At 56.7% G+C, this 21,321-nt stretch carries 18 protein-coding genes; 14 read left to right on the top strand and 4 right to left on the bottom strand.

What is annotated here, in order from left to right:
• Window position 1: 1 nt before the first annotated feature.
• From BEN30_RS10225 to BEN30_RS10235, 3 genes are all read left to right on the top strand, one after another.
• Window positions 2–742 carry a ComF family protein gene (locus BEN30_RS10225; RefSeq protein WP_069958246.1) on the top strand — a complete coding sequence of 247 codons (741 nt, stop codon included), beginning with the start codon at window positions 2–4 and terminating at the stop codon, window positions 740–742.
• Window positions 743–817: 75 nt separating this feature from the next.
• The gene (gene grxC, locus BEN30_RS10230; RefSeq protein ID WP_069958247.1) at window positions 818–1,075 is read left to right on the top strand and encodes a glutaredoxin 3; all 258 of its coding nucleotides are present in this window, start codon (window positions 818–820) and stop codon (window positions 1,073–1,075) included.
• A 24-nt stretch (window positions 1,076–1,099) separates the two neighbouring features.
• On the top strand, window positions 1,100–1,924 hold the full coding sequence (locus BEN30_RS10235) for a carbon-nitrogen hydrolase family protein (RefSeq protein ID WP_084005365.1): 825 nt from the start codon (window positions 1,100–1,102) through the stop codon (window positions 1,922–1,924).
• 28 nt (window positions 1,925–1,952) lie between these two features.
• On the opposite strand, the gene BEN30_RS10240 is transcribed toward BEN30_RS10235, so the two are convergent.
• On the bottom strand, window positions 1,953–2,561 hold the full coding sequence (locus BEN30_RS10240; RefSeq protein WP_069958248.1) for a class I SAM-dependent methyltransferase: 609 nt from the start codon (window positions 2,559–2,561) through the stop codon (window positions 1,953–1,955).
• Between the two features lie 110 nt (window positions 2,562–2,671).
• Here BEN30_RS10240 and BEN30_RS10245 point away from each other — a divergent pair, with 110 nt between their 5' ends.
• A complete protein-coding gene (locus tag BEN30_RS10245) occupies window positions 2,672–3,178 on the top strand; it encodes a DUF1178 family protein (RefSeq protein WP_069958249.1) in 507 nt (168 codons plus the stop codon).
• Window positions 3,179–3,202: 24 nt separating this feature from the next.
• Here BEN30_RS10245 and ubiG read toward each other — a convergent pair whose 3' ends face one another.
• Window positions 3,203–3,958: a bifunctional 2-polyprenyl-6-hydroxyphenol methylase/3-demethylubiquinol 3-O-methyltransferase UbiG gene (gene ubiG, locus BEN30_RS10250; RefSeq protein WP_069958250.1), complete on the bottom strand. Its 756-nt coding sequence runs from the start codon at window positions 3,956–3,958 to the stop codon at window positions 3,203–3,205.
• Between the two features lie 256 nt (window positions 3,959–4,214).
• Between ubiG and BEN30_RS10255 the strand changes: the two genes are divergently transcribed.
• The 9 genes from BEN30_RS10255 to BEN30_RS10295 all read left to right on the top strand — a co-directional run bounded on the left by BEN30_RS10255 (window position 4,215) and on the right by BEN30_RS10295 (window position 15,872).
• Entirely contained in the window at window positions 4,215–5,438 is a 1,224-nt protein-coding gene (locus tag BEN30_RS10255; RefSeq protein ID WP_069958251.1) for an aspartate kinase, read from the top strand.
• A gap of 34 nt (window positions 5,439–5,472) precedes the next feature.
• Entirely contained in the window at window positions 5,473–6,495 is a 1,023-nt protein-coding gene (locus BEN30_RS10260) for an NAD(P)H-dependent flavin oxidoreductase (RefSeq protein WP_211563359.1), read from the top strand.
• Window positions 6,496–6,614: 119 nt separating this feature from the next.
• On the top strand, window positions 6,615–8,828 hold the full coding sequence (ptsP, locus tag BEN30_RS10265; protein ID WP_245649037.1) for a phosphoenolpyruvate--protein phosphotransferase: 2,214 nt from the start codon (window positions 6,615–6,617) through the stop codon (window positions 8,826–8,828).
• A gap of 105 nt (window positions 8,829–8,933) precedes the next feature.
• Window positions 8,934–10,202 (top strand): helix-turn-helix domain-containing protein, encoded by a 1,269-nt coding sequence (locus BEN30_RS10270; protein WP_084005367.1) that lies wholly within the window; start codon window positions 8,934–8,936, stop codon window positions 10,200–10,202.
• A 130-nt stretch (window positions 10,203–10,332) separates the two neighbouring features.
• The gene (gene ispG, locus BEN30_RS10275) at window positions 10,333–11,571 is read left to right on the top strand and encodes a flavodoxin-dependent (E)-4-hydroxy-3-methylbut-2-enyl-diphosphate synthase (RefSeq protein ID WP_069958255.1); all 1,239 of its coding nucleotides are present in this window, start codon (window positions 10,333–10,335) and stop codon (window positions 11,569–11,571) included.
• Entirely contained in the window at window positions 11,568–12,842 is a 1,275-nt protein-coding gene (gene hemA / locus BEN30_RS10280) for a glutamyl-tRNA reductase (protein ID WP_069958256.1), read from the top strand. The genes ispG and hemA overlap by 4 nt, the downstream gene beginning before the upstream one ends.
• The gene (gene prfA / locus BEN30_RS10285) at window positions 12,839–13,909 is read left to right on the top strand and encodes a peptide chain release factor 1 (RefSeq protein WP_069958257.1); all 1,071 of its coding nucleotides are present in this window, start codon (window positions 12,839–12,841) and stop codon (window positions 13,907–13,909) included. Before hemA ends, prfA begins: the two co-directional genes overlap by 4 nt.
• Complete coding sequence (prmC, locus tag BEN30_RS10290; RefSeq protein ID WP_069958258.1) at window positions 13,906–14,790, top strand: peptide chain release factor N(5)-glutamine methyltransferase; 885 nt, start codon at window positions 13,906–13,908, stop codon at window positions 14,788–14,790. Before prfA ends, prmC begins: the two co-directional genes overlap by 4 nt.
• 275 nt (window positions 14,791–15,065) lie before the next feature.
• Window positions 15,066–15,872 (top strand): DUF4167 domain-containing protein, encoded by an 807-nt coding sequence (locus tag BEN30_RS10295; protein ID WP_069958259.1) that lies wholly within the window; start codon window positions 15,066–15,068, stop codon window positions 15,870–15,872.
• A gap of 54 nt (window positions 15,873–15,926) precedes the next feature.
• Here the strand turns inward: BEN30_RS10295 and BEN30_RS10300 are convergent, their stop codons facing one another.
• Together BEN30_RS10300 and BEN30_RS10305 are read right to left on the bottom strand one after the other, a co-directional pair.
• Window positions 15,927–17,744 (bottom strand): tetratricopeptide repeat-containing sulfotransferase family protein, encoded by a 1,818-nt coding sequence (locus tag BEN30_RS10300; RefSeq protein ID WP_069958260.1) that lies wholly within the window; start codon window positions 17,742–17,744, stop codon window positions 15,927–15,929.
• A gap of 29 nt (window positions 17,745–17,773) precedes the next feature.
• Window positions 17,774–18,541 carry an MOSC domain-containing protein gene (locus tag BEN30_RS10305; protein ID WP_069958261.1) on the bottom strand — a complete coding sequence of 256 codons (768 nt, stop codon included), beginning with the start codon at window positions 18,539–18,541 and terminating at the stop codon, window positions 17,774–17,776.
• Window positions 18,542–18,704: 163 nt separating this feature from the next.
• Between BEN30_RS10305 and clpB the strand changes: the two genes are divergently transcribed.
• Entirely contained in the window at window positions 18,705–21,302 is a 2,598-nt protein-coding gene (clpB, locus tag BEN30_RS10310) for an ATP-dependent chaperone ClpB (protein WP_069958278.1), read from the top strand.
• Window positions 21,303–21,321: the final 19 nt, after the last annotated feature.

Raw genomic sequence — 21,321 nt, forward strand, 5'->3', positions numbered from 1 at the left:
CATGCATCACAGCGTGTTGAGGCCGTTTCGCAGTCTGATCGATTTTATATTGCCGCCCACCTGTGCGGGATGCGGTACCCAGGTGGCCGAGGCCCAGACCCTGTGTGCGCCGTGTTGGACCCGGCTGACGTTTCTGGGTTCGGCCTGCTGCCAGGCGTGCGGCCATCCGTTTGACTATGAAGTGGCGGAACGCACCCTATGTGGGGCGTGCGTACGCGCACTGCCGCCGTTTGACCGCGCGCGTTCGGCGTTGCTGTACGACGATCCATCGCGCGATTTGATTTTGGCCTTCAAACACGCTGATCGCATCGAAGCGACTGAACTGTATGCCAAGTGGATGTTGGCAGCGGGTCGTGCGTTGGTGGCGGACGCGGACGTGATTGTGCCGGTTCCCCTGCATTGGACGCGCTTGTTTCACCGTCGTTACAATCAAGCGGCGTTGCTGGCGTTGGCGATTGGCAAACTGAGCGGGACGCCAGTTGACGTGGCGGCTTTGGTGCGCAAACGCAAAACCCGCAGCCAAGGGCGGCTTGGCCGATTGGCGCGGGCGCGCAATGTTCAAGGCGCGTTTGCCCTGTCGCTTGGGCGGATGGAACAGCTCAAGGGCAAACGTGTGCTGTTGATTGATGATGTCTACACAACCGGGGCAACGGTGCGCACAGTGGCCAAAGTGTTAAAGCGTGCGGGCTGCACGGGTGTGGACGTTTTGGTGCTCGCGCGGGTGGTGCGAGGTTTCGTTTGAAAGCCATCACGCCTTATATTAGAAATATGTATAGCTCACGGTCTACTGGCGTGACCTAACATTTGGAAAGACATCATGGCTAAAATTGAAATCTACACCACACCCATTTGCCCCTATTGCGTTCGTGCCAAAGCCCTGCTGAACAAAAAGGGCGTTAAATACCAGGAATTCAACGTGATGACGGACCGCGCCAAGCGCACGGAAATGGAAAAACGTTCAGGTGGTCATACGGTGCCGCAGATTTTCATCGACGACAAACCGATTGGCGGCTGCGACGATCTGTTCGAACTTGATTTCGATGGCGAGTTGAATGGCATGCTGGGGCTTGCTTAACGAACACTTCACAAGGATTTTGCCGTGACCGGGTCGTTAGCACGCTTTAAAACCGCTTGCGTACAAGTCAATGCCAGCGATGACATGGCCGCCAACATTGATGAGGCCTGTGAGTTGGCGCGCGAAGCGGCGGTGCTGGGGGCGGAGTTTGTGCTGTTCCCCGAAAATGTCGCAATGATGACGTTCGGCCCCGACAACATTCGCGCCCATGCCCGTTCTCAAGATCGCCACCCGGCCATCGAGGCCTTTAGTGCCCTTGCCGTCGAGCTCGACATCTGGCTCCATGCCGGCACCCTGGCGATCTGGAACGGCGACAAAATCGCCAACCGATCATTTGTCTTTTCGCCGGACGGTAAAATCGCTTCCACCTATGACAAAATCCACATGTTCGACGTCGATTTGGCCAATGGGGAAAGCTATCGTGAATCCGCCACGTTTAGCCCCGGCAGCGAAACCGTACTGGTCGATTTGCCGTGGGGTGGGTTGGGGTTGAGCACGTGTTACGACGTGCGTTTTCCCTATTTGTATCGAGCCTTGGCCCACGGCGGTGCCACCATGCTGGCGGTTCCGGCGGCGTTTACCGTGCCCACGGGCGAAGCGCATTGGCATGTGTTGTTGCGCGCACGGGCTATTGAAAACGGCTGTTACGTGTTTGCCCCCGCGCAAACCGGAAGCCATGCGGGAGGCCGCAAAACCTTTGGCCATGCCCTGATCATCGATCCTTGGGGCCGGGTACTGGCGGATGCGGGCGATGAACCGGGGTTCATCATCGTCGACATTGACCCGAATTTGGTGGTCGAGGCACGTTCCCAAGTGCCGTCGCTGATGCATACCCGTAAATTATTTTAGGCGCTATGACTGACTTCAAATGACGGGGTCAAATGGGGTGAACGGGCGGTTCGCCGTCTTCGCGCTCGGATTGGCCCAAATCGTTGACGGCGCATAGGCGCTGTTTTACGCCCTGAATATCGGCATTGGTGACCAGGCCCTGTTCATACGCCACCACGTTCAGTTTGCCTTGGGCCATGCGTAACAGCTCACCCGCCTTGAGCAGATGGTCGGGGTTGCGCGGGCGGCTGTAGTCTTCATTGCCGAGCGCAAAGGTTTCATACAGCAACACGCCACCGGGGTTGAGGGCGGCCAAAATCTCTGTGTTTAAATCTCTGTGCAGATAGTTCACGACGATCACCGCATCGAAACGGCGCTCTCCAAGAGGCCAAGGGGAGCCATCTTCCAGGTCGGCTTGGATCACTTCAGCGTGCGGGGTGTCTTGCAAATCGGACAGCGGCTCAAGGGTGCGATCCACAAACGTGACGCTGTGGCCGTGCTCAAGACACAAACGACCATGGCGTCCGCCCCCTGCCGCCAAGTCCAAAACCTGGGCGTGGGGCTTAAACAAAGGCAGCCAACGCGCAATCCAAGGTGACGGCTGAGTGATGCGCAAATGGCGGAATGATTTGTCGACAGAGGTGTCGGTGTTGGACATTTGTTAACCCTTAAAGCGTAGTCTTTGATGCTGTGATCGAACGAGGTTTCGGTTTTGTCTCGATTCCACTATAGTATTTCACAACCAAATTGAATAACGGGTTTGCGCCGATGATCCTTTACCAACTTCGCTGCGCCGATGAACATAGTTTTGAGGCGTGGTTTCGCAACAGCACCTCTTATGATGAGCAGACGGTGGCGGGTGATGTCGAATGCCCGTATTGCGGTTCAACCAACGTTTCCAAGGCCCCGATGGCCCCTCATCTTGCAACGTCGAGGGGGGACGGGGGAGATCAGGAAGCCAGCGCCCAGAAAGCTGAAGACAGCGCCCGTGAAGTGAGTGCTCAGCCCGTTAGTGACGTGAATGTCATGGATGAGCGCCGCGCCCAAGAAGTGGCCCAGCAAATCTTAGACGCGGTCGGCCAAATTCACGATTATGCCGAAGAACACTTCGAAAATGTCGGCGATGAATTCGCCTCTGAAGCCCGTAAAATGCACTACGGCGATACAGAAGAACGTGGCATTTATGGCAAAACCAGCGAAGAAGACGCCGAAGAGTTAAAAGAAGAAGGCATCGATTTCCTGCGTATTCCGGGCCAATCGCGACGTAATAATTAAGGTCGCGGTGCAACAATTACGGCCTTAAAGCCCGGCTTTTTTCTCAGCAAACCCCAAATAATTCACATCCAAGTTAGATTTGGACAGGGTCCAGGTGTCCTGCATGGGATTGTAGACCATGCCTTGCAGGTCGGTGAATGCCAGTCCGTGTGGATGGATCAAACGTGCCAATTCACTAGGTTTGAGAAACTTTTTCCAATCGTGGGTGCCGATGGGAAGCCACCGGAGCAGGTATTCCGCGGCAATTTTGCCTAACATCAGGGATTTAAAATTGCGGTTCATGGTCGACAAAACCATGCAGCCCTTTTCGCCGAGCAGCGCCGCCGATGCCGCCATGAAGGCCTCGGTGTCGGCAACGTGTTCAATCACTTCCATGTTCAACACGACGTCAAAGCATCGGCCTTCTTGAGCCAGGTCTTCGGGCAAAACATTGCGGTAGTCGATGTCGAGTTCGCTTTGAAGGGCGTGGATTTTGGCGATTTCGATGTTTTTCTCCCCCGCATCGATGCCAACCATGGTGGCGCCAAGGCGCGCCATGGGTTCCGACAGCAGTCCCCCGCCGCAGCCGATATCAACGATGTTCAACCCTTTGAGAGGGCGCTCAGCGTTGGCATCCAAGCCAAAATGGCGACAAACGTTGTCTTTGATGAACTGAATGCGCGCCGTATTGAGCTGGTGCAACGGGCGGAATTTGCCGGTTGGGTCCCACCATGCATCCGCCATGGCGGTAAAGCGCGCAATCTCTTCGGGATTGGCTGTGCTGGTCTGGGAGTCGGTCATGGGGCTTAAGCCTTTTCAGATCAGGTTTTTTCAAGCTGGGCAGGTGTTGGCGTACTTGCGAGATTGGGGCATAGCGGGTATGTATAGCCGCCCGTTCCCCTTATTGGGGCTGTCATAAGCTGAATCTGGGTTTGTTTCCAGTGCTTTTCCAGTCTTTGTCGGGTCCAAAGCGGGCACAAATGATTAAATTATTCGAATTTGAGAAACGCAAACGTAAGATCTACAAGAAATTAAGACGGTAGGTATAAGACGGCAAATGGCACTCATTGTACAAAAATTTGGCGGGACCTCGGTGGGCGACGTCGAACGCATTCAAAACGTCGCGAAGCGCGTGAAGCGCGAAGTGGACGCCGGTAATCAAGTCGCCGTGGTGGTGTCGGCCATGTCTGGCGTGACCAACCAGTTGGTCGACTATGTGACGTCGATCAATCCGCTGTACGACACCCGCGAATATGACGTGGTGGTGTCCAGCGGGGAGCAGGTGACGGCGGGGCTTTTGGCGTTGGCGCTGCAAAACTTGGGCGTGACGGCGCGGTCCTGGATGGGCTGGCAATTGCCCGTCAGCACCGATAGCGCCCACGGCAAAGCCCGCATCTTGGATATCGATTGTTCAGAAGTCTTAAAACGACTGGCAGACGGCGAAGTCGCCGTCGTGCCGGGGTTTCAAGGCGTCGGCAGCGACAAACGCGTCACGACCTTGGGGCGCGGCGGTTCCGATACCTCGGCCGTGGCGCTGGCCGCCGCGTTGAAGGCGGATCGGTGTGACATCTATACAGACGTGGACGGTGTTTACACCACCGATCCCCGGATCGTATCGAAGGCCAAAAAACTCGACAAAATTACCTTTGAGGAAATGCTCGAGATGGCCTCATTGGGAGCAAAGGTCCTGCAGACCCGCTCCGTAGAAGTGGCAATGAAGCATGGGGTACGCCTGCAAGTGCGTTCGAGTTTCTCGGACGATGAAGGCACCTTAGTTGTGGACGAGGACGAGATCGTGGAACATGAACTGATCAGCGGCATTGCCTATAGCCGCGATGAAGCAAAAATTACCCTTATCGGCGTTTCTGATGAGCCGGGCATTGCGGCCAAATTGTTTGGTCCGTTGGCCGAAGCCAGCATCAACGTGGATATGATCGTGCAAAACGTGTCTGAAGACGGCAAGTCGACGGACATGACCTTTACGGTGACCAAATCCGATATGGTGCGCGCTGTCGAAACGGTGCGCAAGCATACCGCCGAAGTCAGCTACAAGGACTTGCTGGCCGATTCCAACGTTGTGAAAATTTCCGTGATCGGTGTCGGCATGCGTTCGCATGCGGGCATTGCGCAGCGGATGTTCCAGGCGCTGGCCGACAAGGGCATCAACATTCAGGTGATTTCGACGTCCGAAATCAAAGTCAGTGTTTTGGTGGCGGAAGACTATACCGAATTGGCGTTGCGCGCTCTGCACACCGCATATGGTTTGGATGCGACAGACTAAATTTATTGAGTAAATGAATTTGACGGGATCTGATATGAGCGTTTTTGCTGAACAGCGCCTAAACCAACTGTGGTCGCGGGGCCGGGATTTTCTCGGTTCTCAATACGCCATCTTGGGCGGCGCCATGTCCTGGGTGTCCGAACGCCATCTGGTGTCGGCCATTTCCAACGCGGGCGGGTTTGGCGTGTTGGCTTGCGGGTCCATGGGTGCGGATCTTTTGCATGCGGAAATTGTCGCCACCAAGGCGATGACCAGCAAACCGTTCGGCGTCAATTTGATCACCATGCATCCGGATTTGGACAAGTTGATCGACGTGTGTTTGCAGCTGTCCGTCTCTCATGTGGTGCTGGCGGGGGGATTGCCATCCGGATCGGCCATCAAAAAACTGAAAGAAGGCGGTGCTAAAGTGATTTGCTTTGCCCCCGCGTTGGTTTTGGCCAAACGCTTGGTGCGCAGCGGTGCAGATGCTTTGGTGATTGAAGGCAGTGAAGCTGGCGGCCACATTGGTCCGGTTTCGACATCGGTTTTGGCTCAAGAAATTCTGCCCAACATCACCGAAGTTCCGGTGTTTGTCGCGGGCGGTATCGGCCGGGGTGAAACGATTGTGAGTTATCTTGAGCAGGGCGCGGCGGGTGTGCAGTTGGGCACGCGGTTGGTTTGTGCGACGGAAAGCATTGCCCATGATAACTTCAAAAAGGCCTTTATCAGGGCTTCGGCGCGCGACGCCGTGCCGACCGTGCAGATCGACCCGCGCTTTCCTGTTATTCCGGTGCGCGCCATCGTCAACAAGGGCACGCAAACCTTTATGGAAACCCAACGCCGGGTGATCGAAAAACACTACGCTGGTGAACTTGATCAGCACGAAGCTCAATTGGAAATTGAACATTTTTGGGCTGGGGCCTTAAGGCGCGCTGTGATCGACGGTGATGTTGAAGGTGGCTCCTTGATGGCAGGGCAAATTGTCGGCATGGTTAAAAGCGAACAGCCCATGGCGGATATCTTTGCAGAATTGATTGACCAAGCCCACGTATACATCGATGCGCGTCAAGGCGCGTAGCGCAACACCAAACGCATAAGCAAACGCGGCACACGACACAATAAGCGGGAGCCGATCATATGAATCCGGCCTCAATATCTACGGCCCCGAGGCGACTGCTCGCAAGGGTACGCGACGTGATGGCGGGCGAAGGCTCGGCACAGTCGCGCCTGGATAAAATCACCGCAATTATTGCCGCCGATTTGGTGACAGAGGTGTGTTCGGTTTATGTGCGCCGTGCGGGCGACGTGTTGGAACTGTTTTCTACCCAAGGTTTGAGCCCCAAAGCCGTGCACGTGACGCGACTGCGTTTTGGCGAAGGGCTGATCGGTGAAATTGCCGCCCGCGCCGCGCCGCTGGCCTTGTCCGATGCACAAGCGCACCCCAATTTCGTGTTTCGACCGGAAACCGGTGAAGATGAATTTCACTCCCTGATGGGGGTCCCGGTGCTGCGCGCGGGCCGCGTGGTTGGTGTTGCGGCGGTGCAAAACAAAACCGAACGCCAATACACCGATGAAGAAATCGAAACCTTGCAGACCGTCGCCATGGTCTTGGCGGAAATGGTCGCGGGCGGGGAACTGATCAGTCGTCATGAACTGATGCCCACCGATGGCATTGCGCTGAAACCCTTGCGCCTGGAAGGGACCTGTTTCAGCATCGGCCTGGGCATCGGTCAAGCGGTCTTGCACGAACCCAGTTTCGATATCGGCGATTTGGTGGCCGAAGATCCAGAACAAGAAATGGTTCGCTTGCATGAGGCCTTTACCGCCATGCTGGGCCAATTGGACACGATTTTGAGCCAAAGCCCCTTGACCGCCGGGGAAGGGGGAGAGCACGAAGATGTGCTGGAGGCCTTCCGCATGGTGGCGGAAGACGCCGGTTGGCTGCGCCGTACCGAAGAAGCCGTGACCTCTGGCCTGACCGCTGAAGCGGCAGTGCTTAAAGTCAAAAATGAAATGCGTGCTCGCTTGGGCGCCTCGTCGGATCCCTACTTGCGTGAGCGGATGCACGATATGGAAGACTTGGGCAACCGTTTGCTCAAACAACTTCTGGGCACCATCACGGTAGACAAGGATGACCTTCCCGAACACGTCATCTTGGTGGCGCGCAATATGGGCCCGGCAGAGCTTTTGGAATACGACCATACGCGCTTGCGCGGTTTGGTCTTGGAAGAAGGTTCCGCGACGTCACACGTTGCCATCGTGGCACGCGCTTTGGACATTCCGGTTATGGGCCATGTGCGCGAAGTGCTGTCGAAAATCGACAATGGCGAAAGCATCATCGTCGATGGGCAACATTCTCAGGTTTTGGTCCGTCCCGGCGAAGACGTCCAGCAAGCGTTTCACGAAACCCGCAAAGCCCTGGAGCAAATCAAAGCCCAGTATGCTCAGCTCAAAGATTTGCCGGCCAAGACCCTTGATGGCATTGAGGTCAGTCTCTCCATCAATGCCGGTCTATTGTTCGATTTCGACCAAATCGAAACGACGGGGGCCAATGGCGTCGGCTTGTACCGCACCGAAGTGCCGTTCATGGTGCGCGCCGAATTTCCTGATGTGCCTGCACAGCGCACGCTGTACGAAAAAGTCTTGGACCGCGCCAATGGGAAACCCGTGGTGTTTCGCACCATTGACGTGGGCGGCGATAAAGTTCTGCCCTATTGGGGGGAGTTGGACGAAGAGAATCCGGCCATGGGGTGGCGCGCCATTCGCATTTGCTTGGATCGTCCGGCGATTTTGCGCCAACAGTTGCGGGCCTTGATCCAGGCCGCACAGGGGCGCGATATTCATGTGATGTTCCCGATGATCGCGGAAGTCGAAGAATTCGATGCGGCCAAGAAGCTTTTGCAACGCGAACTGGACCGGGAAAAAGAACGCGGCGGAATTTTGCCGGAACATGTTTATACCGGGGTCATGTTGGAAGTGCCCGCCCTGGCGCTGCAGCTTGATAAGTTGCTCAAACGGGTGGATTTTGTGTCCGTTGGCTCAAATGATTTGATGCAGTTTTTGTACGCCACGGATCGCGGTAATGCTCATGTTTCTGAGCGATACGATATCTTGTCGCCGTTTGCGTTGGGATTTCTGAAATCCGTGCGTGATCGCTGCGACCAGGCGAATGTGCCGGTCAGTGTGTGTGGTGCGGCTGCGGGCAACCCTTTGGAAGCGATGGCGCTTGTGGGTATCGGGTTTCGTCGTCTTTCGATGCCGCCGCCCGCGTTGGGCCCGGTGAAGGAAATGATCCGTTCCATGTCGGAACGTCAAGTGGCGCAGTTTGTCCATTCTGTGCTTGAAATACCCCGGGTGAGTATCCGTCCACGGCTTAAGGCCTTTGCCAAGGACCACGGGATTAAGATTTGAGCCGTAATTTCAAGGCAAGTCCTTGCATTTTAGTGAGCATCGGGCAGAATACACGATATATAGCGGGGCGCTGATTGAACAATTTCCCCGTATAGGGGTTTTCGCGTGACCAATAGCCAATCGTTTTCAAATAGTCCTTCTTCTCAACCATCAGCCACTTCGACAACTGTGGGTGGGTTATTACGCGAAACGCGCAAACGCGCCGGTATTGGCATTGCCGATGTGGCCCGCGCCCTGCGCATCAGCCAGAAATATCTGGAAGCCCTGGAAGATGATCGACACGCGGACCTTCCAGGTGCGGCGTATGCCATTGGGTTCGTGCGCAGTTATGCGGAGCACCTGCACCTCGACGGCGAGGAAGTGGTGCGTCGCTACAAAGTCGAAGCGGCGGGTCTCAACGGTAAAAAAGATTTGGTGTTTCCCAAGCCCATGTCCGACAGCGGCGTGCCCGGTGGTGCGGTGCTGGGCCTCGGCGTTATCTTTGCAGCCTTGGCCTATGGGATGTGGTATTGGAACTCCACCGGGGATGGTGTTGATGCGGCGCGGGTTGAAACCGTTCCGGAATACATGGCGTCGGTGACCGATAAGGCAAGCGCAATAACCTCAGAAGCCACCTCTACTGCCCCTGAAGGCACGCCCGAATCCACCTCGGAAACGGCACCACAAGCCGCTGTTGTTGCGGAAGCGACCTCGGAACTTGCCCCAAAAACAAACATGCCGCCCGAAAGCCCGGAAGAAATTTCATCACCTCAGGACAATGCTGAGGATGTTCCCGTGTCAGCCATGAAAAAACAGGTCGCCGAAGTTGAGGCGACCCCAAAAACGGAGATGCCGATGGCGGCGCGCGCTTCGGATGCTGCTGGAAATGTAGCGGACCAAACGCCGACCACGCCCGCGAAAGAGCCCCTTAAGGTTCCGGAATCCATGCCGACAGCGGATAAAACGCCGCCTGCTCCTGCACGGATTGAGTCCGCCCCTGTCACGGCTGTTCCCGCGGTTGACACGCCAACCGTTCCCCAGCCAGCCGTCTCCGCGCCAACCGTTGTTGCCCCCACCTCAATCGAGCCGGCCCCGACCCAGGAACGCCAAAACGAAGGGCCGAGTCGCATCACCGTACACGCCCTTTCAAACAGTTGGATTCAGGTCCGCGATGAGGTGGCAGATCGTTTGCTGTTTACCCGCCTGTTGCGCAAGGGGGATGAATACAAGGTGCCCAATCGCAGCGGGTTACGCTTGATGACGGGCAATGCCGGAGCCTTGGAATTGCGCGTAGATGATGTCGCAGCCCCTTCCATCGGTGCCATTGGCGAGGTTCGCCGCAGCGTGGAATTGGATGTCGATAAGTTGAAGGCCGGAACGGCGGTGAGCGAATAGCTCTGGCGAACGGAACCACACTGGACCGTTGTGTTTGTTGTCCCAATCAGGAGATCTGTGCAAGAGCGCTTCCGAAATCGGGCTGGGCGCGGTATATAGCCCCCTTAGAAGTTCTCTCAGGAACCCGTACATGAGCTCACTTTCTCAACAGGCTGCGCCAAACCGCCATCAGACCGTCTGCGTCGACATCGACGGGGTCAAGGTCGGCGGTGGGCATGTTGTGCGCGTACAGTCTATGACCAACACCGACACGGCCAATATCGACGCCACCGTGGCGCAAGTCGCAGCGTTGGCGGGGGCGGGATCCGAACTGGTGCGCCTGACCGTAGATCGTGACGAAGCCGCCAGAGCGGTGCCCTATATTCGCGAAAAGTTGTTGGCGCAAAATGTCACTGTGCCGTTGATCGGCGATTTTCACTACATTGGCCACAAACTTTTGGCCGACCACCCCGCGTGCGCCGAGGCGCTGGCAAAATTTCGCATCAATCCCGGCAATGTGGGCTTTAAAGAAAAACGCGATTCACAGTTTTTGTCGATGATTGAACTGGCGGCAAAGCTGGATAAAGCTGTGCGCATCGGCGTCAATTGGGGCAGTTTGGATCAAGATCTGGCACAGTCCTTGATGGATGAAAACGCCAAGTTATCCGAGCCGCGCTCGCCCCAAGACGTCACCCGCGAAGCCCTGGTTCAATCGGCGCTGGGCAGTGCCGAGCGGGCCGAGCAGTTGGGCCTGGGCAAAGATCGCATCGTCATCTCGTGTAAAGTCAGCGAAGCCCCGGAACTGGTGAATGTCTACCGTTTGCTGGCAGAGCGCTCCACCTATGCCTTGCATTTGGGCCTGACCGAGGCTGGAATGGGCGACAAGGGCATCGTTGCGTCCACGGCGGCGTTGTCGATTTTGTTGTCCGAAGGCATCGGCGATACCATCCGCGTGTCCTTGACGCCCGAACCGGGGGCGGCCCGGGAACGCGAAGTGCGGGTCGCTCAGGAAATCTTGCAAAGCCTTCACTTGCGCAGTTTCTCGCCCCAAGTCATCGCTTGCCCCGGTTGCGGACGCACCACGTCGACCTCGTTCCAAGAGCTGGCGATGGACATTCAAAACTATGTCCGCACCCGCATGCCGGAGTGGCGCACGGCCTATCCCGGCGCGGAAAGCTTAAAATTGGCGGTGATGGGCTGCATCGTCAACGGTCCCGGCGAAAGCAAACAAGCCGATATCGGCATCTCGTTGCCCGGCACCGGCGAAACTCCCTCGGCCCCGGTGTTTGTGGACGGTGAAAAGGTGGCAACCCTCAAAGGCGAGAATTTGGCCAAGCAATTTCAAGAGATGGTCGAAGCGTACGTGCAAAAGCGCTATGGTGGCGCATGACCGAAAACCGGATTGCCAAAGGCCGACCGATCATCGTGGGGGCGAACCACCGCTCTTCGACGATGGTCATGCGCGACCGTATCTTCATTGAAGAGCCGCGCGTGCCTTCTGTGCTGCACGATTTGGCGGAACGGGGCGTGGCTCAAGTCATTTTGCTGTCCACCTGTGACCGGGTCGAAGCCATCGGTATCACCCAAAACCCGGACGCCTTTGAAAAAGCCGTGTTGGAAGTCTTGGCCAAAGAAGGCGAATGCGAACTCGAAGAAATTCGCGAGCAAACCTATACCTTGGTTGACGAAGCGGCGGTTGAGCACATGTTTCGCGTCACCGCATCGCTGGACAGCTTGATGATGGGGGAACCCCAAGTGTTGGGTCAAGTGAAGCATGCCCATCGCCAAGCCACCGAAACCGACCACGTGCGCGCTGAGCTGGAAACCTTGATGCAAGCGGCCTTTGCCACGGCCAAACGGGTGCGCACGGAAACCAAAATCGGCGAAGGCCCGGTCAGCATGTCGACCAGCGCGGTGCAGATTGCCCGTGATCTGTTCGGCGATTTGAAGCGCTGCAATGCGGTGCTGGTGGGCACCGGGGATATGGGCGAAATGATTGCCCGCGATTTGTTGAAAATGGGTCTGGGGCGGTTGACGCTGACCCATCCCCGCGCCGGGCGGGTTGACGCCCTGGCCCGCGAGCTGGGCGTTCATGTGGCGGACTTCGATGATTTTGAAAGCCTCTTGGGCGAATGCGACATCGTTCTGACGGCGGTGGGCACGCGGCGCTTCAGCCTTGGTCAAGCCCCGGTGAAAGCCGCGTTGAAGGCGCGCCGACAGCGCCCGATGTTCATCGTCGATGCGGGCGTGCCGGGCGATGTCGAGCCGCAAGTGGAAGCGTTGGACGATGCCTTTGTTTATGGTCTTGGTGATCTTGAACAGGTTGCCTTGAAAGGCCGCGCCGGGCGGGAGCAAGAAGCCCGGCACGCCGAAGATATCGTTCGCCAGGAAGTCGTTAACTTTGTGAAAACCCGCGCCGAACGCGCCGCTGTACCGGCGTTGACACGCTTGCGCACAAAGTTTGATGCGGCCCGCGAACAAGCCTTAAAAGATGCGGGCGGCGACGCTGAAAAAGCCACCCGCCTTTTGGTTGGGCGCTTGTTGCACGATCCTTCCGAGGCCATGCGCCGCATCGCCGCCGATGATGAAGCGGCCTGGGCGCGCCTGGAATTCGCTTTGGAACGCCTGTTTGACCTCAATGATGAAAAGGCCTCAACGTGAGCCTCGAAGAAAACCTCAAACGTGTGCAAGATCGCCACGAAGAGTTGGGTGCCCTGTTGTCCGCAGGGAACGTGGTGCCGGACGCGTTTCGCAAAATGTCCAAGGAATATTCTGACTTAAACCCGATCGTCCAAGCGATTGAGGCGCTGGAAACAGCTCGCGCAAGTTTGAAGGAAGCCCAGGCTTTGCTTGCTGAATCGGCCAACGATGCGGAGATGCGCGAACTGGCCCAGGCCGAAGTGCAAGATCTGAAAGAGCAACTGCCGGAACTGGAACACCAAGTTCAGGTGATGCTGCTGCCCAAAGACGAAGCCGATGATAAAAACGCCATTTTGGAAGTGCGCGCCGGCACCGGCGGCGATGAAGCGGGGCTTTTTGCCGCCGATCTGATGCGCATGTATCAGCGCTTTGCCGAACGCCAAGGGTGGAAGTTTGAGCTGATGGACGTCAATGAAACCGGCATTGGCGGCTATAAGGAAGCTACCGCCGAGATTTCCGGGCGCGCCGTGTTTGCCAAATTGAAGTTTGAATCGGGCGTGCACCGGGTCCAACGTGTGCCGGAAACGGAATCGGGGGGGCGCATTCACACCTCTGCTGCGACCGTTGCGGTGCTGCCCGAAGCCGAAGACGTGGACATCCAAGTGCGCACCGAAGACCTGCGCATCGACACCTATCGCGCCCAAGGTGCGGGCGGTCAGCACGTCAACACCACCGACAGTGCGGTGCGCATCGTGCATGAGCCGTCGGGCATTGTGGTGCAGTGTCAGGACGGTCGTTCGCAGCACAAGAACAAAGAAAAAGCCATGACCATGCTGCGTGCCAAACTGTACGACCATCAGCGTCAAGAGTTGGACCGGGAACGCTCGGCATCGCGCAAGGGGCAAGTGGGTTCGGGGGATCGGTCCGAGCGCATTCGCACCTATAACTTCCCCCAAGGCCGGGTGACCGATCACCGCATCAATCTGACCCTGCACAAGCTTGATCGGGTCCTGGAAGGTGAGTTGGAAGAACTCATCGACGCGCTGAGCTTTGAAGATCAGGCGCAACGCTTAGCGGATCTTTCGTGAGCACCTTAGAAGATTTCCAAAACTTGACCGTGGGCCAGGCCCAGCGTGTTTGCGTGCCCCTGTTGAAAGACGCCGGCATTGATGACCCTGTTTTTGAAGCCCGTGTTCTGTTGGGCTTTGTGCTGGGGGGCGGGCCGGAACGGGTGCTTGCCGATCGGGATGAACAGCTCTCTCTCGCCCAAGCCAAAGCCCTGGCAGAGGCCTTGAGCCAACGCTGTCGCCGTATGCCCATGGCGCAAATTGTTGGCGTGCGAGAATTTTGGTCCCTGGCCTTTAAAGTGACGTCCGACACTCTGACGCCGCGCCCCGACACGGAAACTTTGGTCGAGGCGGTTGTTGATCATTGCGTTCAACCCCCAAAACGAATCTTGGATCTGGGGACCGGCACAGGCTGCATCGTGTTGGCGCTGCTGAGCGAGTGGCCGAGCGCGGTCGGTATCGGTGTCGATGCCAGTTTAGAGGCTCTCAAAATCGCCGAGGAAAATAGCCGCACGTTGGGACTGGTGGAGCGGGTGGCGTTTGTCAGCGCGGATTGGACCGGGCCGGACTGGACCCACGCGTTGGGCGCGCCGTTTGATGTGGTGGTGTCCAACCCCCCTTACATTCCGGCGCTTGATATTGAAGGCTTAGAGCCAGATGTGCGTGATTTTGAACCGCGTGCGGCCCTGGATGGCGGTGAAGATGGCCTGGATGCGTATCGTGCCATTGTCGCAGAACTGCCAACTTTGTTGGCGCCCGGCGGCTTGGTCGGATTTGAAATTGGCATTGGTCAGGCCGATGACGTTGCCGCTTTGTTGAAGGGGGCGGGGCTTGACGTTGTGGAGCAGCGCGCCGACTTGGGCGGTGTCACGCGGGTGGTCTTGGGCCATAAAGCCGCGTAAGCGAAAAGCATTTGAAAATTAAATACAAACTCAAAGAAAAAAGAGGTTGGAAAGCTGCCCTAATGAGGCTAGGGTTAATTTACTGAATGGCCGGATGAGGCCTCATGTTCCGCACCGTAAGTCCATTGTTCTGGGTGCCGACAAATTCATCCACCCCTTCCATACGTTGCCAAACATCCCCTCGAACACTTCGCGGGAATTAAGGTATCGGCTTGTGCCCGAAGAGATTTGGGTCGGAAGGTTAGCTTTTCCATGCAACAACAAAAATAGATATCATGAAGCAAGGTACCAACCCCAGACGTTCCCGAGGTCGCAGCAACAATAATAATGGCAGCGGCGGTGGAAATAACAGTGGCGGCAACGGCAACCCCAATAACGGTGGGGCGCGTCGGAGTTCACGCAACCAAAACTATGAGAGCAATGGACCGGACGTCAAAGTTCGCGGCAGCGCTCAGCAGGTTTTGGACAAATATTTGCAATTGGCCCGGGATTCGCAGTCCGGTGGTGATCGCGTAAAAGCTGAAGCCTATTTGCAGTTTGCCGAACATTATTACCGGATCGTCAACGCCGATGCAGAAAACGATCAAGCGCGCGCGCCGAAGCCGGCGGACGGCGGCAATCAGCCGGAAGTCCGTCAGCCCGCACAGCAGACGTCTTCTCAGCCGAATCCTCAGCAAGTCTCTCAACACGTTCGGGGGGAGACCCAGTCTCAGCCTCAACGCAACGAGGACCGTCAAGGGGACGAACGCCCTGTTGATGACCGCCCCGCCGGGGAACGCCAAGCCGGTGAGCAGGTGAGGCGCGGACGTGGTCGTGGACGCCCAGTGCAGATCAAAAACGAAGCCACTCTGGCTGCCGAAGCTGCCGCAGCAAACGAAGCCGCCCTGAAGGCCGCTCAGGTTGCTGCCCAGCCTGCTTCTCAGGCCACCCCTCAGGTCTCTTCCCAGGCCGAAACGGTGTCAGTTGTGCCCGCTGAATTGCCGTTGGAGGCCCCTGCAAAAGCACCGGTAAAGCCGAGGACAAGACGGGTTAAGCCTGTGGACGCGGAAGCGGACGTTGAAAGCAAAGCCATTTTGGCATAACACTGACTGTCCCTTATTTTAAAAAAGGCCCTGCTGAAACCGTGGGGCCTTTTTTTATGTTTTATCGTAGTTGAAGGCTTGGATGTCGGGTTGGAGGATCTCAAGCGCGGTTGCCATGAACGGCGCGTAGTGTTTCCATTGGCCGATGGCTTTGCGGCTGAGCTTATTTGAGACGTCCGTATAACTGGGGGTCGAAACGATGGTGCTTTCAGCGGTGCTTTGATAGTTGCGCACGTCCTCGTCCCAAGACAATTCGAAGAAGTCCAGAACCCCGCCTACGGTGGCGTCAAAATCGTCGATTAGGTCTTCATAGCGGTATTCATAACAAGATAACCCGATGGTGTCTCTCGCTGTCCGCCAAAGGGCCATGGATTGACCATAGAGGTTTGCCGTGGCCGTCATATCCGACATGTGGATCATGAACAGGTTGGGGACAAAGGCCTGCATAAAGTTGCTCACGCACACGTCGCGCGGATCGCGCAAGGCCATCAGCACCCGGGCACGGGGATACAGCACGCGGATCAGTGGCAAGTACAAAAAATTCAGTGGGTTCTTGTCAATCAGCGTGCGCTCGCTAGGGGGCGCAGTGAGCTCTTGGTCAAAGCATTGCCAATAAATGGCGCGCAGATCGTTTAAGTTTTGATCGCTCAGCGTGCCCAAGTCGGTCGGGTAGTTGATTTTGCGCCCGATGATGTTGTCAAGCTCTTCCAAGACAACGCCCATGGCAGGCAGCTCTCCCGATGTTTGCAGGGCCGGGTGCGAGCCGAGAATCATTTCCATCAAGGTCGTGCCGGAGCGGGGAAAGCCGATGAAAAAAATGGGTGCGTGGCCATCATAGGTAGTCTGTTGGGGCAGACTGGCGGGGCCGCCTTGTTCTAACCAAGTTTGGGTGATGCGGATGATATGTGGCACCATATCACGGGCCAAGGGGCGGCTTTCCGGTCGATTAAGCATGGCTCTGTTTTTGTGCTCAAAGGCGGTGAAGGCCTCTTCATAAAGGCCCAGTTTATCTAAAGCTTTGCCCAAAATGGCATAGGCATCGTGTAAGATTTCGGGTGTCACATCATTGCTCTCAACCAGCTTTTCCAGGCGTGTGCGGGCGGTTTCGAACTGACCTTTTGAGACTTCGATGCGCGCCAGGGCCGTTTGTGCCCCGGGATGGCGGGGGGCCTTTTTCAGGCACTTTAAAAGCAGAGCCTCGGCAACATCGAGACGGCGGCTCTTTTCCAGCCAAATCGCATAGCCCAAGAGGGCCGGAATATTGTCCGGGGCCAGTTTGGCGGCCTTTTCACTGTAGGCAAACGCTGCATGGGGACGAACGGACGTGGCCGGCAGAGAACTGAGACCGCACAAAGCTTCTATGTTATCGGCATCAAGTTCCAAGGCACGTAAGAACGCAGTCTTTGCCGCCCCTAAGTTTCCTTGGGCTTGGAACGCCGTACCCAGACAGCCGTACACGCCGGGATTGTCAAGCATCGAAGGTTCCACGCGGGTCAGTCGCGCGATGGCTTCGCCATATTGGCCCAACCGAACCAGGGCCGCCCCCGCTCCATAGGCGGCATTGGCATCGCTGGGGGTGAGACGCAGGGCCTCGGTAAAGGCCTTGAGTGCATCCGAAAAATGCCCCCGCGCTTGTTGGGCTAGGCCTAAATTGTAATGCGCAGCACCATTGTTGGGGGTAACTTTGGTGGCAGCGCTCAAATATTTGACGGCTTGCTCATAGGCCCCCAATTCATAGCGTAATATGCCCATCAGCATCAGCGCGTCGGGCTGGTGGGGGGCCGATTTCAGGACGGTTTTGTAACGTTGGGCGGCTTGCTTGAGGTTTCCGGCGCGGTGCATCCGATAGCCTTCGGCCAAAGTGTTTTGCATGTGGGAGTCCATAAAGCGTTCCGTCAAGATCAGTCGAGCAGGGTGACTGTGTCCCCGGCTTTGATGTCGCCGCCTTCAACAACTTCAGCGTAAATGCCCATTTGCGTGTGGCCGAAGTGTTCTTTTAAGGCATGAAGGACTTTGACGTCCAATTCACCGCTGTCGGGATTGATATGGGTCGCTTTGCAGCGCCCGGTGATTTGGGTGATTTCCAAGACCGTGTCGCCGATTTTTATGCGTTTGCCGGGCCAGTGCATTTCCGCCCACGCGGGCAGACCTTCCAGCAGCAGGTTCATGCGAAACCGTAGTGGGTCCAGTTGGCGGCTGAGCAGCTTTTCCAGGGCCCGCACGGACTCCATATTCAACAATGAGACGGGGCCTTTGGTGGTGTCGAAATAACCGATCTCTTGGGCTTCAACCAAAATCGGTGTGCCGCCTTCATTTTGCGGGCCCTCGTCCAAGCCTAAATGCTTTGCCACCGCCGTTGCAATGGCGTCCCGGCCGGGTTGCGTGTCAAGTTTGCCGGAACCGTGCATACCGCCCGGCGCTTCAAAGTTCAAACGTAGGGAGGCCTCGTCGAAATGCGTTCTAAACTGGGACAATTCATGTTCGCGCACCTGCACCAGAAAGTGCGATTTGGGATGCCATGCCGTGTTGTCAGCCGCGTCGCCGTCGGGGCGCGCCAACGCCCAATGGCGATCAAACGGCAGGCCTTGGCCGGGGGTCAGACGACAACGCGTTAGCTCTTGAACCGACAGACTTTTGACCGGATACCGCAAGATTTTGCTGATGTGCATGAGACTTTCCTTCCCCCTATTCAGTCATTATGCACCGAGAAGCTTGCGACGGCTAGAATTCAAGACATATCATATGCAAACAACCGCAAACCGCGAGACCGGAACGGGTTGCCACCGCATTTTGGGGCCCGATAGCGTCGTCGCTGAGAAAGGAATGTGGAACATGGATTTTGAAAAATACTCTGAACGCTCTAAAGGCTTTATGCAGGCGGCGCAAACCTTGGCGCAACGGCGCGCCCATCAGCAATTGCTGCCCACCCATCTTTTGTATGTTTTGTTGGATGATAAAGAAGGTTTGTGCGCCAATCTCATTAATGCTGCGGGCGGGGACGCCCCAAAGGCTTTAAAAGAAACTGAAAAAGCCCTTAAAGCCTTGCCCAAAGTCGAAGGCTCGGGGGCTGGACAAATTTATCTGTCCCAAGAACTGGCGCGCTTGATGGAACAAGCTGAACAAATTGCCGAAAAATCGGGCGATAGCTTTGTCACCGTGGAAAAAATTCTCCTCGCCTTGGCACTGGCCGCTGGAACTGAAGCGCAGAAAATTCTTAAGGACGCGGGCATCACGCCCCAAGGCCTCAACGGTGCCATCGAAAATATTCGCAAGGGGCGCACCGCCGACAGTGCGTCTGCCGAAGACCAATACGATGCGTTGAAGAAATACGCTCGCGATCTGACGGCTGCGGCGGCGGAAGGTAAAATCGATCCGGTCATTGGCCGTGATGAGGAAATTCGCCGCACCATCCAAGTGCTCAGTCGTCGCACCAAAAACAATCCGGTGCTGATCGGGGAACCGGGCGTGGGCAAAACCGCCATCATAGAAGGTTTGGCGGTGCGCATCGTTCAAGGCGACGTGCCGGAAAACCTGAAAACCAAAACCCTGATGGTTTTGGATCTGGGCGCACTGGTCGCCGGGGCCAAGTTTCGCGGTGAATTTGAAGAACGCTTGAAAGCCGTGCTGAAAGAAGTCCAAGGCGCCATGGGGCAAATCATCTTGTTTATCGATGAGATGCATACCTTGGTCGGTGCCGGCGCTGCGGAAGGATCGATGGATGCATCGAACCTCATCAAACCCGCCTTGGCGCGTGGCGAATTGCATTGCGTGGGCGCCACGACGCTCAACGAATACCGTAAATACGTGGAAAAGGACGCGGCCTTGGCGCGGCGCTTCCAGCCCGTATTTGTGTCCGAGCCAACGGTTGAAGATACCATTTCCATTTTGCGCGGCATCAAGGAAAAGTATGAACTGCACCACGGCGTGCGCATTCACGACGGCGCGTTGATTTCGGCGGCGACCTTGTCCAACCGCTACATCACGGACCGTTTTTTGCCCGACAAAGCCATCGACTTGATGGACGAAGCAGCGTCGCGGGTGCGTATGCAGGTGGACTCAAAACCTGAAGAACTGGATGTGCTGGACCGCAAAATCATCCAGCTGAAAATTGAACGCGAAGCCATCAAAAAAGAAGATGATGCCGCCTCCAAAGAGCGCATGGGAACGTTAAAAGCAGAACTCGCCGATTTGGAAGGGCGCTCGGCAGCCTTAACCACGGAATGGCAGGGCGAAAAAGACACCCTGGCGGGCGCAACGCGGCTGAAAGAACAGCTCGACCAAGCGCGTATCGAGCTGGAACGGGCCATGCGTGAAGGCCGTTATGAAGAGGTCGGCAAGCTTCAATACGACCGCATCCCCGCCTTGGAAGAGCAACTCGTCAAAGCCGAAGACACGCAAAATCACCGCATGTTGGACGAAGTCGTGACCGATGCCGACATCGCCCGCGTGGTGTCGCGTTGGACCGGCATTCCGGTGGACAAAATGCTGGAATCGGAACGCGACAAACTGGTCCACATGGAAGACGGCCTGCGCGCCCGCGTGATCGGTCAAGAAGAAGCCTTGGTGTCCGTGTCCAATGCCGTACGTCGTGCACGTGCCGGACTGCAAGACCAAAACCGCCCGATCGGATCGTTTTTGTTTTTAGGCCCCACGGGCGTGGGCAAAACCGAACTGACCAAGGCATTGGCCGAATTCTTGTTTGACGACGAAAGTGCGCTGTTGCGCATCGACATGTCGGAATACATGGAAAAGCACGCCGTGGCGCGTTTGATCGGTGCACCGCCTGGCTACGTCGGCTATGACGAAGGTGGCGCGTTGACCGAAGCCGTGCGCCGTCGCCCCTATCAAGTCATCTTGTTTGACGAGGTCGAAAAGGCTCACCCCGATGTGTTCAACGTGCTTTTGCAAGTGCTCGACGACGGGCGCTTGACCGACGGCCAAGGCCGCACGGTGGATTTCCGCAACACCCTGATTGTGCTGACGTCCAACTTGGGCGGCGACATCTTGGCGGCCCAAGAAGACGGTCACGACAGCGCCGAGCTGCGCGGCCCGGTGATGGAAATTGTGCGCGCTGCGTTCCGTCCCGAATTCCTCAACCGCTTGGACGAAGTGGTGCTGTTCCACCGCTTGTTCCGCGAACACATGGACGGCATCGTCGACATTCAGCTGGGCCGCTTGTTGGCGCTGTTGGAAGACAAAAAAATCACTTTGGATTTGGACGCCAAAGCCAAAGCCTGGCTGGCGAACCGCGGTTACGACCCCGTCTACGGCGCAAGACCGCTGAAACGCGTCATCCAACGCGCCCTGCAAAACCCGCTTGCGGGTCTGATCTTGGAAGGCAAAATCAAAGATGGCGATACCATCAAAGTGTCGGCGGGTGATGAGCACTTAACCATCAACGGCGACGACGTCGCGAACTGGGTCAGCTAAACACGGCCCTCTCTGTGCC

It is taken from the genome of Magnetovibrio blakemorei, assembly GCF_001746755.1.
GTDB lineage: Bacteria > Pseudomonadota > Alphaproteobacteria > Rhodospirillales > Magnetovibrionaceae > Magnetovibrio > Magnetovibrio blakemorei.

Excerpts from the sequence above, each read along its gene's own strand:
- BEN30_RS10225 (WP_069958246.1), top strand. The coding sequence starts at position 2 with ATGCATCACAGCGTGTTGAGGCCGTTTCGCAGTCTGATCGATTTTATA.
- grxC (WP_069958247.1), top strand. The coding sequence starts at position 818 with ATGGCTAAAATTGAAATCTACACCACACCCATTTGCCCCTATTGCGTT.
- BEN30_RS10240 (WP_069958248.1), bottom strand. The coding sequence starts at position 2,561 with ATGTCCAACACCGACACCTCTGTCGACAAATCATTCCGCCATTTGCGC.
- BEN30_RS10245 (WP_069958249.1), top strand. The coding sequence starts at position 2,672 with ATGATCCTTTACCAACTTCGCTGCGCCGATGAACATAGTTTTGAGGCG.
- ubiG (WP_069958250.1), bottom strand. The coding sequence starts at position 3,958 with ATGACCGACTCCCAGACCAGCACAGCCAATCCCGAAGAGATTGCGCGC.
- BEN30_RS10255 (WP_069958251.1), top strand. The coding sequence starts at position 4,215 with ATGGCACTCATTGTACAAAAATTTGGCGGGACCTCGGTGGGCGACGTC.
- BEN30_RS10260 (WP_211563359.1), top strand. The coding sequence starts at position 5,473 with ATGAGCGTTTTTGCTGAACAGCGCCTAAACCAACTGTGGTCGCGGGGC.
- ptsP (WP_245649037.1), top strand. The coding sequence starts at position 6,615 with ATGGCGGGCGAAGGCTCGGCACAGTCGCGCCTGGATAAAATCACCGCA.
- ispG (WP_069958255.1), top strand. The coding sequence starts at position 10,333 with ATGAGCTCACTTTCTCAACAGGCTGCGCCAAACCGCCATCAGACCGTC.
- hemA (WP_069958256.1), top strand. The coding sequence starts at position 11,568 with ATGACCGAAAACCGGATTGCCAAAGGCCGACCGATCATCGTGGGGGCG.
- BEN30_RS10295 (WP_069958259.1), top strand. The coding sequence starts at position 15,066 with ATGAAGCAAGGTACCAACCCCAGACGTTCCCGAGGTCGCAGCAACAAT.
- BEN30_RS10300 (WP_069958260.1), bottom strand. The coding sequence starts at position 17,744 with ATGCAAAACACTTTGGCCGAAGGCTATCGGATGCACCGCGCCGGAAAC.
- BEN30_RS10305 (WP_069958261.1), bottom strand. The coding sequence starts at position 18,541 with ATGCACATCAGCAAAATCTTGCGGTATCCGGTCAAAAGTCTGTCGGTT.
- clpB (WP_069958278.1), top strand. The coding sequence starts at position 18,705 with ATGGATTTTGAAAAATACTCTGAACGCTCTAAAGGCTTTATGCAGGCG.